The sequence below is a fragment of the Bacillus sp. FSL M8-0025 genome (genome assembly GCF_037975475.1).
GTDB lineage: Bacteria > Bacillota > Bacilli > Bacillales > Bacillaceae > Bacillus > Bacillus subtilis.
The window spans coordinates 1,053,099-1,067,896 of record NZ_CP150258.1 but is presented as its reverse complement, the minus strand read 5'-3'; the positions used below and the strand labels follow the sequence as shown (position 1 = coordinate 1,067,896).

Below are 14,798 nucleotides of genomic sequence, written 5' to 3'. Positions count from 1 at the left end.
ACAAAAAAGCTTGCAGAAAAATAACATTCTCTGCAAGCTGATCCTGTTAAAGCTTCACAATCACTCTTCCTTGAATGCGATTTTGCAAAATATCTTTTAACGCACCCGGCGTTTCTTCCAATGATACTTCCCTGTCCACGATGGTCAGCAGCTGATCAGGCTTGAGATCAGAAGACATGCGCTCCCAAACAGCGGCTCTGACGTCCATCGGACAATATACTGAATCGATTCCGAGCAGGCTTACTCCGCGAAGAATAAAAGGATACACGGTTGCCGGAACTTCTCCTCCGCCGGTTAAGCCGCTCACTGCGACAGATCCGCCGTATTGAATTTTGCTTAAAAGCGAGGCAAGCTGTTTTCCGCCGACTGGATCAACCGCTCCCTGCCATTGCTGCTTGGACAGCGCCTTAAGCGTTCCGTCATAGACATCTTCCCTGCTGATTACTTCGCTTGCACCAAGCTGTTTCAAATAATCAGCCGCCTCCCGGTTTCCGGTACTTGCCACCACATCATAGCCCCGCTTGTTCAGCATCGATACCGCAATTCCGCCGACACCGCCAGTTGCTCCTGTGACTAGCACGCTGCCTTTTTCCGGAGACAGACCGTTCTGTTCAAGCCGATGCACTGATAACGCCGCAGTAAATCCCGCCGTTCCGTACACCATCGCTTCTTTTAACGAAAGATTCTGTGGCAAAGGCACCAGCCAGTCACCAGGCACCGAAGCGTATTCACTTAATCCGCCATCACGGGAGACACCGAGCTCATAGCTTGTCGCGATCACCTCATCCCCCTCCGCAAAACGCGGATCATTGGAAGAGACGACCGTACCCGCAGCATCAATGCCTAAAATAAGCGGATACTCTCTGACGATATTGCCTCCTGCTTTTCCGGCCAGACCATCTTTGTAATTGATGCCGGAATAAGCAACTTTAATCAGGACACCATCCTTCGGCAAATCCTCTGTTGATATGGTTTTCACATGGACTGAAACATCATAGGCATTTTTTTCTGCCTGCAATGCTTGAAATAACGTTGACATTCGGCACACTCCTTTTCATTTATATCGTAACCGAAGAACGTTCAAAAAACCAAATCATCAAGCCGCCATTTTCACTTCGCCGGCACATTGAGACGATAATGGACAAATCCGGTATCCTCTTCATAGCCGTTTTGCTCATACAAGCTTCTTGCCTTCCGGTTGTGGTGCTCAGTCTGAAGTGTTAAACATTTTGCCCCGTTTTCCTCTGCATAATCCTTTGCGGCAGAAAGAAGCCGGCCGCCGGCTCCCTTTGTACGCGCATGAGGAACGACAAATAAGTCATTTAATATGTAGATCCTTTTCATTGACACAGAAGAAAACGTTGGATAGAGCTGGGTAAAGCCTATGAATTCTCCATTTTCTTCTGCTATCAAAATAACAGACTCGTGATTTTCCAAACGAGCTTTCAAAAAAGCCTCTGCCCCTTGCAAATCGGATGCCTGTCTATAAAATTCCCGATATTGGTTAAACAGCGGCGCAATGGCGGCCGCATCTGATGTCTTTGCTTGGCGAATGTTCATCTTATTTCTTCCTCCCTCTCAATAATTTTTTCATTCTATCCCTTTTCTGTAAAGTTTATTTTTCAGAATACTTTTATCATCATGCTTTGAAAAAATATCACGATAATATCCATTGTTCTCACGGAAGCACACGCAGGTCATTTGAACGAATTTTTTCGACAGGAATTTGCCGGGACTCAGGAGCATTTAACCTAAAAAAGCATGACATTTCAGCATAATGAACATTTACTCATGTCTATTTTCGTTCTTTTCTGTATGAAAATAGTTATTTCGAGTCTCTACGGAAATAGCGAGAGATGATATACCTAAATAGAGATAAAATCATCTCAAAAAAATGGGTCTACTAAAATATTATTCCATCTATTACAATAAATTCACAGAATAGTCTTTTAAGTAAGTCTACTCTGAATTTTTTTAAAAGGAGAGGGTAAAGAGTGAGAAGCAAAAAATTGTGGATCAGCTTGTTGTTTGCGTTAACGTTAATCTTTACGATGGCGTTCAGCAACATGTCTGCGCAGGCTGCCGGAAAAAGCAGTACAGAAAAGAAATACATTGTCGGATTTAAACAGACAATGAGTGCCATGAGTTCCGCCAAGAAAAAGGATGTTATTTCTGAAAAAGGCGGAAAGGTTCAAAAGCAATTTAAGTATGTTAACGCGGCCGCAGCAACATTGGATGAAAAAGCTGTAAAAGAATTGAAAAAAGATCCGAGCGTTGCATATGTGGAAGAAGATCATATTGCACATGAATATGCGCAATCTGTTCCTTATGGCATTTCTCAAATTAAAGCGCCGGCTCTTCACTCTCAAGGCTACACAGGCTCTAACGTAAAAGTAGCTGTTATCGACAGCGGAATTGACTCTTCTCATCCTGACTTAAACGTCAGAGGCGGAGCAAGCTTCGTACCTTCTGAAACAAACCCATACCAGGACGGCAGTTCTCACGGTACGCATGTAGCCGGTACGATTGCCGCTCTTAATAACTCAATCGGTGTTCTGGGCGTAGCGCCAAGCGCATCATTATATGCAGTAAAAGTGCTTGATTCAACAGGAAGCGGCCAATATAGCTGGATTATTAACGGCATTGAATGGGCCATTTCCAACAATATGGATGTTATTAACATGAGCCTTGGCGGACCTTCTGGTTCTACAGCGCTGAAAACAGTCGTTGATAAAGCCGTTTCCAGCGGTATCGTCGTTGCTGCCGCTGCCGGAAACGAAGGTTCGTCCGGAAGCTCAAGCACAGTCGGCTACCCTGCAAAATATCCTTCTACTATTGCGGTAGGTGCGGTAAACAGCAGCAACCAAAGAGCTTCATTCTCAAGCGCAGGTTCTGAGCTTGATGTGATGGCTCCTGGCGTATCCATCCAAAGCACACTTCCTGGAGGCACTTACGGTGCTTACAACGGCACGTCCATGGCGACTCCTCACGTTGCCGGAGCAGCAGCGCTAATTCTTTCTAAGCACCCGACTTGGACAAACGCGCAAGTCCGTGATCGTTTAGAAAGCACTGCAACATATCTTGGAAACTCTTTCTACTATGGAAAAGGGTTAATCAACGTACAAGCAGCTGCACAATAATAGTAAAAAGAAGCAGGTTCCTCCATACCTGCTTCTTTTTATTTGTCAGCATCCTGATGTTCCGGCGCATTCTCTTCTTTCTCCGCATGTTGAATCCGTTCCATGATCGACGGATGGCTGCCTCTGAAAATCTTCACAAGCACCGGAGGATCAACCTGGCTCAGCCCCGTCACGGCCAAATCCTGAAACGTTTTAACAGCGGCTTCTCTGTTCTTTGTCAACTCGATCCCATACTGGTCAGCCTTATTCTCCTGATAACGCGAGACAGCATTAGAAAAAGGCGTCACCGCAAAGCTCAAAACAGAAAACAAAAGCAATAACAGCGGAAGTGCCGCAAGATCATGCCGTCCTTCTAAATGAAACATGCTGCGGGTTAGGCGAACCGTCCGCTTGTAAAGCTTATCAATGACATAAAATCCGGCGAGCGACACGAGCAAATAACCAGCCAGACCGATGTAAACGTGCTTCATGACATAATGGCCCATTTCATGGCCCATAATAAACAGGATTTCTGAATCGTCAAGTTTGTTCAGCGTCGTATCCCACAATACAATCCGTTTATTGGCCCCAATTCCTGTAACATAGGCATTCAGCGCATTTGTTTTTTCTGACATGTTCACTTCATATACATGGTCAGCCGGAATATTGGCTTCATCTGCCAGCTCTAAAATTTTGCTTTCAAGCTCTTTGTTTTTCAGCGGATAAAAATCATTGTATAAAGGATCGATAATGACCGGCTGAATAAAAAACAGAAACAGCGAAAACGGCACTGTTAACAGCCAGGCGTATAACCACCATTTTTTTTCATGCCTTTTGATCAGCCAATAAAAAACGAGAACGCAAAGCGTAAAGATTGGAAAGCTGATCCAAAAGCTGATAACCTGATCCTTAGCCCAGCTGGCCGTTGTCTGTGTGGAAATGTTATAGTCAAGCGATACTTGATAGCCTATCCAATCTAAAGGCAGCGTCACCAATGTTGTAATCAGCGAAAGCACAAACACAAAACCAACGGTCTGCAAAAACCGAAAAGGCACGGCCGCTTCGATCCATTTCTTGATTTTCTTTGAAACACCGCTGACAAGCAGAACAAAAAACAGAAACCAATCAAGTGGTACCTCGATAAAAAATAAAAAATTCTTGACATTCGAATACTGCTCGGCCACTGCCAACTCAGACGGCTTCATGAAAGAAGCCGGATCAGCCTGCGTCCCTTTCACGGCTTCCGGTATTGCGGAATCACCCGACAGGAAAAAATACCAATAAAAAAACAGCCCGTACAGCACGTAAGCAAGTCCTGCTGCCGCAATCCACTTGCGCATAACGCCTCACTCCTCACATCAACCCGTTACTTCTATTGTAATCATAAATTCAAATTCTTAGAACCAAGCTGTGTTCCGCACTTTTCCACCCTTTTAAGCATGGAAAGCCCGATCGCTGGGAAAACTAACAATGTTTGGAGTGATGCAAATGAAAAAAATAGTGGCAGCCATCGTGGTAATCGGTCTTGTGTTTATCGCATTTTTTTATCTTTACAGCCGATCAGGCGATGTGTATCAATCGGTAGACGCGGATTTGATCACACTGTCTTCAAGCGGCCAGGAAGATATCGAGATTGAAAAAAGACAGCACGTCAAAGATATGCTGGATATTATGAATCAGGGAAAACAGGTGAAGACAGAAAAAACATTAGCCCCTGATTACGAAGGGACAATCAAGTTTCATAAAGACCGGTATGACTCATTCAGACTATGGATTGACGGCAGCCAGCAAGCCGTTTTTTTGAAGGATGGCACATACTACAAATTAAGCAAAAATGATACAAAGGCGCTGCTAAATATTATTAAAAAAGAAGCAAAGGATTGAAAATGAAAAAGCGAAGCTAACCGCTTCGCTTTTTCATTTTATTGGGGCAAAATATCTCTCAGTGCCCGTCTGAGCATTTTCCCCGTCGCATTTTTCGGAATATCGTCAAGAAACGTAATGGCGGCAGGCCGCTTGTATTTTGCCAGATGCTTTTCACAGTGCTGCATGATGTCCTCCTCTGTTACCCCAGAGCGTTTCGGCACCACATATCCCTTTACCGCTTCCCCGCTTTGGGGGTCCGGCACGCCGATGACAACCGCCTCCTTGACGTCCGGATGGCTGTACAGCACCTCCTCTACCTCCCGCGGATACACATTGTATCCTCCTACAATGATCATGTCTTTTTTCCGGTCAACAATGTAAAAATAGCCGTCCTCATCCCGTCTTGCCAAGTCCCCCGTATAAAGCCACCCGTCTTTTAATGCATGCTCTGTTTCCATCGGCATTTTATAATAGCCCTTCATCACATTGGGGCCTTTCACGATCAATTCGCCGACCTGGTGAGCGGGCAGCTCGCGTCCGAGCGGATCTACGACCTTGTTTTCGACATGTAAGATACTTGTCCCGATGGAGCCCGGTTTTCTGCCCCTGTCAAATGGGTTAAAGCACGTGACGGGTGATGCTTCCGAGAGCCCGTAGCCTTCCAAAATGGTAACACCGAATTTTTCTTCAAACGCCGTCAGCAACGCGACTGGCATGGCCGCGCCTCCCGAAATGCACAGCCGGATGGAAGAAAAATCATCTTTCTTTCCGTTTTCATGCTGAAACAAGTAGTTATACATTGTAGGCACACCGGCAAAAATGGTCGCCTGCTGCTGCTTAACAAGCTTAAAAACAGATGCCGGACTGAATTGAGGCTCAATCAAGACAGTTGCGCCGCTCATCAGCGGTGCATTCATGCAGACGGTTAAACAAAACACGTGAAACATGGGAAGAGCGCAGACCACATTGTCCCTCTCATCCATTCCCAAATAGCCTGCAACATCGTTGGCATTGCTGTACAAATTCTGATGAGTCAGCATCGCGCCTTTCGGTTTTCCAGTCGTTCCTGACGTATATAAAATAACCGCGGTATCATCAGGGACAAGTTCTTGATTTTGTTTAGCGACAGATGTCGGCCGCAATATTTTTGCAAACGTTGTCATTTTCATCCTGACCTCTGGGTCCGCCGCTTCCGGCTCGGCCTCCCCCGTCTGGCATAAAATGACGAGCTCAACCTTTGGCAGCGATTCATGCATGCTCTCATAAAGCGGCAAAAGCTGGCTAACGCCCACGATTGCCTTTACATCACCATTTGTCAGCATATAACCAATTTCTGTCGGCGTGTACAACGGATTGATGGGAACAACCACGATCCCAGCTTTTAAAGCGCCAAAAAACGCGATGATAAAATCAGGCGAATTGCCAAGCAGCAAAGCTAGATGGTCCCCTTTCTCCATTCCGGCTTCCTGAAGGCCGTCCGCAAATCGCTGAATATGTTCATTCAGCTCTTGATACGTCATCATGTGATCTTTAAACCTGCATGCGATGCTGTCGGGCTTCTCAGATGCTGTTTCTTCCAATTTTGAAACAAGATTCATTCTCCCACCCCTTAAAGTGAATGAATAGTCATTCATTATTGAAGCCAAGCTTTCTCCTCCATTATAGAGAAACAGAAAAAAACACTCAAGAGCAAAAAGCCCTGAGTGTCAGTACTGTCATAGTTTCTTCAATGCTTCGGCAATCGGCGTATCTCCTTCTGTCAGATCAAAGGCCCGATTTTCCGTATTCTTCTCATCTAAAGAGGCAATGACCGCTTTTGCCACATCATCACGGGAAATAAATCCCCGCTCCAGATCCTTCGCTGCTGAAACAGTTCCCGTTCCAGGCTCATTGCGAAGGCCTCCCGGACGGATAATCGTATAGGTTAAACCGCTCGCTTCCAGAATTTTATCAGCATAATGCTTGGCCACATAATAAGGTTTGAGTGCCTCATTCCAATTTTCACGGTTATGGGCTTGCAGGGCGCTGACCATAATAAACCGTTTGATTCCGGCAATGTCCGCAGCTTCAATGGCTTTCGCCGCTCCATCGAGATCCACCAGCAGCGTTTTATCATAGCCTGTGCTGCCGCCGGAACCGGCTGTGAAAATGATCGCGTCACAACCTTTTGCCGCAGCGGCGATTTCTTCCGGGCTGCTCTCCAGATTCGCAAGCACAGCTTCTGCACCGGCAGCTTCAAGAGACGCTTTCTGTTCTTCTTTTCTGACCATCGCTCTGATGGAATGATCAGGATTATCTTGGAATAAAGAGACGAGTCTTTGTCCGATTTGTCCGTTCGCTCCGATTAAAAACACTTTCATGTGAATCCCTCCTGCCTCCATTATTTCAAAAACACAACCGCTCTTTCAAACGATGTGTTTTGCCTTAATAAATCAGATCAAGGAAATCCTCTTTCGTAATGTTCCCAAAGTAATGCTTGAGATTCACACCTTCGAGCACATCAGCGATGACGCTGCGTTCGTATTGTTTTCCAACCAGCAGGTTTTCAATTTCAGATACATCACCGACACCGAAGAAATCTCCGAAGATTTTGCAGTCCTCGATTTTGCCTTTCTTGACCTCTAGGCGCAAATCGATCGATCCAACCGGATAACGTTTCGAATGATTAAGGTTAAATTTCGGCGAGCGGCCGTAGTTCCAATCCCAATTCTGATAGCGCTCTTTCGAAATTTGATGAATGGTCTCCCAATCTTTTTCCGTCAGCTTATACTCCGGCACGTTTCCAATGTCGTTTGTGTTAAAAATATGGCGAAGCAAATGGCTGCGGAATTCTTCGGTGGTCATTTTATCATCGAGAAACTCACTGATGTTTGCTACTCGGCTTCTGATCGATTTGATGCCTTTTGATTCAATTTTATCCTTTTTCACCTTTAATGCTGATACAACATGATCAATGGCTGAATCAAACATGAGGGTGCCGTGGCTGAAAATACGGCCTTTCGTTGCAAACTGAGCGTTTCCGGATATTTTCCGGCCATCCACTACAATGTCGTTCCGGCCGCTTAATTCGGCTTCAACCCCAAGCTGATGTAACGCCTGAATCACCGGCTCAGTGAATTTTTTAAAGTTATGAAAGCTGTCCCCGTCATCCTTGGTAATAAAGCTGAAGTTCAAGTTCCCCAGATCATGGTACACAGCGCCCCCGCCTGATAAACGGCGGACGACGATAATCCCGTTTTCCTCAACATATTTTGTATTGATTTCTTCTATTGTATTTTGGTTTTTCCCAATGATAATAGACGGTTGATTCACATAAAAGAGCAAATATTGCTGTTCAGGGTCTAAATGCTTGACACAGTACTCCTCGATAGCAAGATTGATCCGCGGATCATTGATATTTTGATTGTCTATAAATAACATGGTGCTCCTCCTTTATCCTTCCCACACAAAACCTGATTTCGCAATATTCACTTCTCCGTTAAAAACGGTTTTCGCTTCTTTGCGAAGATTGTCATGCACGCCAAAATGCGGCAAATGTGTCAGCAGCAGTTCTCCCGCTCCGGCTTCTTTTGCAATGCGCCCGGCTTCCAGGCTGTTCATATGGCCTGCACTTGTTCCGTCTTGATCGGCATAAAAATTGCATTCCGAGATCAATAAATCAGCATCTTTCGAAAACGGTATAAATGAATCCTGATAGCTGGAATCAGCAGTATAAACGACAGTGTGGCTGCCGTCAGTAATCCGCATGGCATAGCACGTCACCGGGTGAATCGTTTTTAAAAAGGTGATCGTAAACGGACCGGCAGTCAGCGGCTGATCCGGCTGATAGGCGATCCCTTTTGTATGTGTTTTATATGTAAGCTTTTGAAACTGTTCTATATCAGCATCATGTCCGTAAATCGGAAGCGTATGCTCTCCTTTGCCGAGAAACGAACCGACTTGCTTGGCAAATTGCAGCGGCCCGATATCAGCGATATGGTCATGGTGATAATGAGACAGAACGACCGCATCCAGCTTTTCCGCCGGCACATATCCGAACAGCTTAGACAATACGGCACTGCCGCAATCAACAAGCAGAGAGTAATCACCTGACTGAAACAAATAGCCTGACGTCGCTTCATTTGCGGCCGGAAAACCGCCATAGCATCCGATAACTGTAACTTTCATAATGTCCTCCTATCTTTTCAAAAAAATTGATCCTCCTTCAATATACCCATTTTTCTTGAAAAAAGCATGTTTTAAACATTGTATCAAAACAGTTATTGATTTTTGTAATCTGTTATATTACAATGAAATCACTACAAAGGGGAAAGAGGGATTGGTTATGCTGGGGAAAATCACAGAATTTTTTAGAAACCTGCCTTCGAAAAAGTGTGCGGAATGCGGAAAAAAGATAGAAGAGCAGCATGAGTGTTATGGTAATATCTGCAATGACTGTATAAAAGTAAACGATTTGTAATGAGCGAAAATCCCGCGCCTTACGCGTGGGATTTTCTTATTTTTTCACATATCTCTTAATTTTGAAATAATAGTCAGGTTAGGTCAAAGCTCACCTGTTTTTAGATAATTCTGGTGATTATCATAATGTCATTGAATATTCTTTATTTTCGAAATATAATTTACTATAGACGAATTGATTTCTTATCTATTATAATTTGATCTAATAGTGAGATTAAATATATGTCTATTCATGATATATGTTGATACTTTGTTTTTTGGGAGGTAATCTATGAAAAGAATTAAGTTTGGATTAGCCACACAAATATTCGTTGGACTTATTCTAGGTGTCATTGTTGGCGTCATTTGGTATGGCAACCCAGCATTGCCTACTTACCTGCAGCCAATCGGGGATCTCTTTTTACGCTTAATCAAAATGATAGTGATTCCTATTGTTGTCTCCAGCTTAATCATCGGTGTAGCCGGTGCAGGAAATGGAAAGCAAGTCGGTAAATTAGGCTTCAGAACGATTCTGTACTTCGAGATCATCACGACTTTTGCCATTATTCTCGGACTAGCCCTTGCAAACATCTTCCATCCGGGTACAGGAGTTAATATACACGAAGCTCAAAAATCGGACATCAGTCAATATGTTGAAACTGAAAAAGAACAAAGTAATAAATCAGTGGCGGAAACGTTCCTCCATATTGTGCCGACAAACTTCTTCCAGTCATTGGTCGAAGGGGATCTTCTAGCCATCATCTGCTTTACAGTACTATTTGCATTGGGTATTTCCGCGATCGGTGAAAGAGGCAAGCCTGTATTAGCCTTTTTTGAAGGTGTATCCCATGCCATGTTCCACGTTGTAAACCTTGTGATGAAAGTGGCGCCATTCGGCGTTTTCGCTCTTATCGGAGTGACTGTGTCTAAATTCGGACTCGGTTCTCTTATCTCTCTCGGAAAGCTCGTCGGATTGGTTTATGTCGCGCTTGCTTTCTTCTTAATTGTTATTTTCGGGATTGTCGCAAAAATTGCCGGCATCAGCATCTTCAAGTTCCTTGCTTACATGAAGGACGAAATCTTACTGGCGTTCAGTACGTCCAGCTCTGAAACGGTTCTTCCGCGTATCATGGAAAAAATGGAGAAAATCGGATGTCCAAAAGGCATTGTTTCATTTGTCATTCCGATCGGTTACACGTTTAACTTAGACGGTTCCGTTCTCTATCAATCTATTGCCGCACTCTTTTTAGCACAGGTATATGGCATTGATTTGACGATTTGGCACCAAATTACGCTTGTGCTCGTCTTAATGGTGACATCCAAAGGGATGGCTGCCGTACCTGGTACTTCTTTTGTTGTCTTGCTTGCAACGCTTGGCACCATCGGCGTTCCGGCTGAAGGACTTGCCTTTATTGCCGGCGTAGACCGCATCATGGATATGGCACGTACAGTTGTCAACCTGACTGGTAACGCGCTTGCTGCCGTTGTGATGTCTAAATGGGAAGGCATGTTTAATCCTGCGAAAGCAGAAACTGTTATGTCCCAATCGAAAACAGAACAAAACGCAACCATTTCTGGTTAATGAAAAGCCTGCGGGGTTCTTGCCCCGCAGGCTTTTTTAATCTTTAACAAGCACAAACAACTCTGTAATCAAAACAGTATCCTCATTCAGCTCCAGTTCACCGCTTTTGATCAGTTCCGCCCATGCCATCCGATGATCCTCTTGAAACTCCTCAATTCGGTCTCCATTGCCCTCTCCTTTGACTAACCTCATATCAGGCGCACCAAAGGTGGTTTCAAAGACATCTGTTACTTTTATATTGCATCTTGGATTGTCATGTTTATCATAAACGGTAACAAGCTGACCCGCTGTTTGATAAACGTCCCTCAATTCATCTTTTGAATACAATGATTTCGGCGCGCACGTGGCGTTTTTTTCTCCGGCAAGGATCTGCTGAATCAGCTGTTCTCCCAACCCGTCATCACCTTCCCAACCGAATGTGCTTTTCAGCTTATAAATCTTCATTGGTCCTCCCCCTTATACCATTGGTGACTGTACATAGTAATACAGAAGCTTAGCGGTATGGCGAAGAGATGATTTATGGGTGCGTTCAAATGCATGGGAAGCGTCAATTCCCGGCCCTATGAGGCCATGCACAATATCATGCCCGGATTTGATCGCTGCTGACGCATCAGACCCGTAGTACGGATATATATCAAGCTTATAGTCAATATGATGCTTCTCGGCTAATTGAACTAAATGCTTTCTGAGCTGATAATGATACGGCCCGCTCGCATCCTTCACACAGATTGATACTGAATATTCATCCGTCGCCTGCCCGTCACCGATAGCGCCCATATCAACCGCCAAATATTCAACTGTTTCAGGAGGAATATTCGAATTCCCGCCGTAACCGATTTCTTCATTATTGGAAATAAGAAAATGGGTTGTATACGGCAGCTCAATGTCTTCTGTTTGAATTTCATGAATTAAGCGGAGCAATAAGGCGACGCTTGCTTTGTCATCCAAATGGCGCGATTTAATAAATCCGCTTGATGTGATCTCGACACGTGGATCAAACGACACAAAGTCTCCGACGCCAATGCCAAGCTCCTCCGTATCTTTCCGGCAGTGAACAGGTTCATCTAGGCGGATCTCCATATTCTCTTGATTCCGCTCAGCCTTTCCCGCGTCTTTGTATACGTGCACAGACGTTTGATGCATTAAGATTGTGCCTGTGTACGTTTTTCCTGAGGCGGTTTCAATTTGGCAATACTCTCCCTCAATCGAGTTGTAGCGGAACCCGCCGATTAAATCGATTTTCAGCCGGCCGTCCGCTTTAATTTCCTTCACCATAGCGCCGAGGGTGTCAACGTGCGCAGTCAGCATGCGATGCCGGGATGTGTCGCGTCCTGGAAGCGTTGCAATTAAGCCGCCCTTGTGGTTCCGAACCGTTTCTACCTTCCATTCTTTTAAAAGGCTTTCAATATAATTGATCACCTCATATGTATTTCCGGTCGGGCTTGGGATCGATACAAGTTCTTTAATGAGCTCCATCGTTTTACGTACGGACGTCATAGGGCATTCCTCCTTTTATTTTCTACTTAAAATATACTCTTTTCCCGAGGGACCCGTCCAATCTTTTCCTATCAATCTCTCATATGCTGTAGAGAGCATGGGAAGAGGAGGGATTTCTATGTGCTGTCGTCATTCACATGAACAGAAATGTCGTTGTCACGATTGGTTCGATGATTTTTGGTTCTTTGACGAGTGGTTCGATAAAGATTTCCACGACCATTGCAAGAAAAAGAAAGAATGCCATGACCCTTGCGAGAAGAAGAAAAAGAAACACCATTGTTTCTCTTGTAAAAAACACAGACATTCTTGCTGTCATTGCTAAAGACTGAATCAGAAATATTCTGATGACCCATGCTTAATGAATATTTCCATTCACATTTTTCCAAGCGGGCATTGCTGCTGCTTGGACCTTTTATTGAAACACCCTTTTTGCTTTTACAATCCAATAAACTGATAAAGCCGCTATAAGAGCAACAATGATTTCAACAGCAGCAGCATGCTCTATGATTCCTCTCTGATATAAAACCGCCGGTACATTAAACAGTGCATGTAAAAGAATAGAATACAACAAAAACAGCGGCCGGCGGCTTTTAACCGCGTACAAAACAAGCAGAGACAGCCCAATTTGGACGGCAATGGCACTGATTCTTTCTATTCCGCCCAGCATCCATTCATACGAAGGAGTATGCAGCAGCTGCTCCTGTATCGGCAAAAGCGCCTGTTTGACGTCGCCATTGACCAAAAGCTGTTCAAACGTCCCGCTATTGATTGCAAATGCGTATACAATAAGTGAGATAGAGGACAAGCCTGTAATCAGGATGGCTTCAAGCCCGCCATGGCCTGCCCCGAAAGCCAGACCATCCGCCCAGGTATGATGGCGCTTCATAAAAAATCGCATCATCATATACCTTCCGCACTCCTCAAAAATGCCGGCCATCAAGCAGCCGTAAATGCCATACCATAATGGATGCTGCATCACTTCTTTCGTCATTTCATTCACTTGCAGCACATAAACATGAACGCCGCCTTCCAGCAGCTGAGCGAAGACAAAAAACGTGAGAGCGCCAATAAAAAACACTTTAAGCGAGGCGCCATACTTTCGCTTAAACCATACAATCAGCCCGATTGGCAACAGAAACGCAATAGCCCCGGATAATGCCAAAAAGACTACTGCTTCTTGACTGACCATTTTTCAGCCTCCTTTTTCTTTTTCATAGATTCCCTATTCTACACTTCTCTTTTTTTGTAAAAAAACCTTCTTTTTTAGTACCAGATACTAATATCTAGTGTTATAATCTGACCATAAGGAGTGATTCATATGTCAAAAGCAAAAATTACAGCTATCGGCACCTATGCGCCGAGCAGACGTTTAACCAATGCAGATTTAGAAAAGATCGTTGATACCTCTGATGAATGGATCGTTCAGCGCACAGGAATGAGAGAACGCCGGATTGCGGATGAACATCAATTTACCTCTGATTTATGCATAGAAGCGGTGAAGAATCTCAAGAGCCGTTATAAAGGAACACTTGATGATGTCGATATGATCCTCGTTGCCACAACCACATCCGATTACGCCTTTCCGAGTACAGCATGCCGCATACAGGAATATTTCGGCTGGGAAAGCACCGGCGCGCTGGATATTAATGCGACATGCGCCGGGCTGACTTACGGCCTCCATTTGGCAAATGGATTGATCACATCAGGCCTTCATCATAAAATTCTCGTGATCGCCGGAGAGACGTTATCAAAGGTAACGGATTATACCGATCGAACGACATGCGTTCTGTTCGGCGATGCCGCGGGTGCGCTGTTAGTAGAACGAGATGAAGAGACGCCGGGATTTCTTGCGTCTGTACAAGGAACAAGCGGGAACGGCGGCGATATTTTGTATCGTGCCGGACTGCGAAATGAAATAAACGGTGTGCAGCTTGTCGGTTCCGGAAAAATGGTGCAAAACGGACGCGAGGTATATAAATGGGCCGCAAGAACCGTCCCTGGCGAATTTGAACGGCTTTTACATAAAGCAGGACTCAGCTCCGATGATCTCGATTGGTTTGTTCCTCACAGCGCCAACTTGCGCATGATCGAGTCAATTTGTGAAAAAACACCGTTCCCGATTGAAAAAACGCTCACTAGTGTTGAGCATTACGGAAACACGTCTTCGGTTTCAATTGTTTTGGCGCTCGATCTCGCAGTGAAAGCCGGGAAGCTGAAAAAAGATCAAATCGTTTTGCTTTTCGGGTTTGGCGGCGGATTAACCTATACAGGATTGCTTATTAAATGGGGAATGTAAC

16 protein-coding genes are annotated in these 14,798 nt (G+C 44.7%); 5 read left to right on the top strand and 11 right to left on the bottom strand.

From position 1 onward, the window contains the following. Positions 1-46 precede the first annotated feature (46 nt). Together MKX38_RS05530 and MKX38_RS05525 are read right to left on the bottom strand one after the other, a co-directional pair. Positions 47-1,039 carry an acryloyl-CoA reductase gene (locus MKX38_RS05530; protein ID WP_019712915.1) on the bottom strand — a complete coding sequence of 331 codons (993 nt, stop codon included), beginning with the start codon at positions 1,037-1,039 and terminating at the stop codon, positions 47-49. A 71-nt stretch (positions 1,040-1,110) separates the two neighbouring features. Continuing rightward, the gene (locus MKX38_RS05525; protein WP_019712916.1) at positions 1,111-1,560 is read right to left on the bottom strand and encodes a GNAT family N-acetyltransferase; all 450 of its coding nucleotides are present in this window, start codon (positions 1,558-1,560) and stop codon (positions 1,111-1,113) included. 434 nt (positions 1,561-1,994) lie between these two features. Here MKX38_RS05525 and aprE point away from each other — a divergent pair, with 434 nt between their 5' ends. Further along, positions 1,995-3,140, top strand: a complete 1,146-nt coding sequence (gene aprE, locus MKX38_RS05520; protein WP_015715621.1) for a subtilisin AprE — start codon at positions 1,995-1,997, stop codon at positions 3,138-3,140. Positions 3,141-3,178: 38 nt separating this feature from the next. On the opposite strand, the gene MKX38_RS05515 is transcribed toward aprE, so the two are convergent. Further along, positions 3,179-4,459, bottom strand: coding sequence for a M48 family metallopeptidase (locus tag MKX38_RS05515; RefSeq protein ID WP_339188889.1), 1,281 nt, complete (start codon positions 4,457-4,459; stop codon positions 3,179-3,181). A 148-nt stretch (positions 4,460-4,607) separates the two neighbouring features. Between MKX38_RS05515 and MKX38_RS05510 the strand changes: the two genes are divergently transcribed. Beyond that, positions 4,608-5,003 carry a hypothetical protein gene (locus MKX38_RS05510; RefSeq protein WP_088325526.1) on the top strand — a complete coding sequence of 132 codons (396 nt, stop codon included), beginning with the start codon at positions 4,608-4,610 and terminating at the stop codon, positions 5,001-5,003. 38 nt (positions 5,004-5,041) lie between these two features. On the opposite strand, the gene lcfB is transcribed toward MKX38_RS05510, so the two are convergent. From lcfB to MKX38_RS05490, 4 genes are all read right to left on the bottom strand, one after another. Continuing rightward, positions 5,042-6,583 carry a long-chain-fatty-acid--CoA ligase LcfB gene (gene lcfB, locus MKX38_RS05505; RefSeq protein ID WP_029317566.1) on the bottom strand — a complete coding sequence of 514 codons (1,542 nt, stop codon included), beginning with the start codon at positions 6,581-6,583 and terminating at the stop codon, positions 5,042-5,044. A gap of 117 nt (positions 6,584-6,700) precedes the next feature. Beyond that, the gene (locus tag MKX38_RS05500; RefSeq protein ID WP_046160238.1) at positions 6,701-7,345 is read right to left on the bottom strand and encodes an SDR family oxidoreductase; all 645 of its coding nucleotides are present in this window, start codon (positions 7,343-7,345) and stop codon (positions 6,701-6,703) included. Between the two features lie 64 nt (positions 7,346-7,409). Next, a complete protein-coding gene (gene lplJ / locus MKX38_RS05495; RefSeq protein ID WP_014479356.1) occupies positions 7,410-8,405 on the bottom strand; it encodes a lipoate--protein ligase LplJ in 996 nt (331 codons plus the stop codon). 12 nt (positions 8,406-8,417) lie between these two features. Beyond that, positions 8,418-9,152, bottom strand: coding sequence for an MBL fold metallo-hydrolase (locus MKX38_RS05490; protein ID WP_003233185.1), 735 nt, complete (start codon positions 9,150-9,152; stop codon positions 8,418-8,420). Positions 9,153-9,309: 157 nt separating this feature from the next. On the opposite strand from MKX38_RS05490, the gene yhfH reads away from it, so the two are divergent. Both yhfH and gltT read left to right on the top strand, forming a co-directional pair. Continuing rightward, complete coding sequence (yhfH, locus tag MKX38_RS05485; RefSeq protein ID WP_003244802.1) at positions 9,310-9,444, top strand: protein YhfH; 135 nt, start codon at positions 9,310-9,312, stop codon at positions 9,442-9,444. Between the two features lie 270 nt (positions 9,445-9,714). Then, positions 9,715-11,004, top strand: a complete 1,290-nt coding sequence (gene gltT, locus MKX38_RS05480) for a glutamate/proton symporter GltT (protein WP_003245579.1) — start codon at positions 9,715-9,717, stop codon at positions 11,002-11,004. A 36-nt stretch (positions 11,005-11,040) separates the two neighbouring features. Here the strand turns inward: gltT and MKX38_RS05475 are convergent, their stop codons facing one another. The 4 genes from MKX38_RS05475 to MKX38_RS05460 form a co-directional block, all read right to left on the bottom strand. Beyond that, complete coding sequence (locus MKX38_RS05475) at positions 11,041-11,448, bottom strand: ASCH domain-containing protein (protein ID WP_029317563.1); 408 nt, start codon at positions 11,446-11,448, stop codon at positions 11,041-11,043. A gap of 12 nt (positions 11,449-11,460) precedes the next feature. Continuing rightward, positions 11,461-12,501, bottom strand: coding sequence for a M42 family metallopeptidase (locus MKX38_RS05470; RefSeq protein WP_014479351.1), 1,041 nt, complete (start codon positions 12,499-12,501; stop codon positions 11,461-11,463). Positions 12,502-12,634: 133 nt separating this feature from the next. Further along, positions 12,635-12,799 carry a hypothetical protein gene (locus tag MKX38_RS05465; protein WP_170295641.1) on the bottom strand — a complete coding sequence of 55 codons (165 nt, stop codon included), beginning with the start codon at positions 12,797-12,799 and terminating at the stop codon, positions 12,635-12,637. A 114-nt stretch (positions 12,800-12,913) separates the two neighbouring features. Further along, entirely contained in the window at positions 12,914-13,690 is a 777-nt protein-coding gene (locus tag MKX38_RS05460) for a YhfC family intramembrane metalloprotease (RefSeq protein ID WP_042977752.1), read from the bottom strand. A 129-nt stretch (positions 13,691-13,819) separates the two neighbouring features. Here MKX38_RS05460 and fabHB point away from each other — a divergent pair, with 129 nt between their 5' ends. Then, positions 13,820-14,797, top strand: a complete 978-nt coding sequence (fabHB, locus tag MKX38_RS05455; RefSeq protein WP_033883065.1) for a beta-ketoacyl-ACP synthase III FabHB — start codon at positions 13,820-13,822, stop codon at positions 14,795-14,797. The last annotated feature ends 1 nt before the right edge of the window (position 14,798 follow it).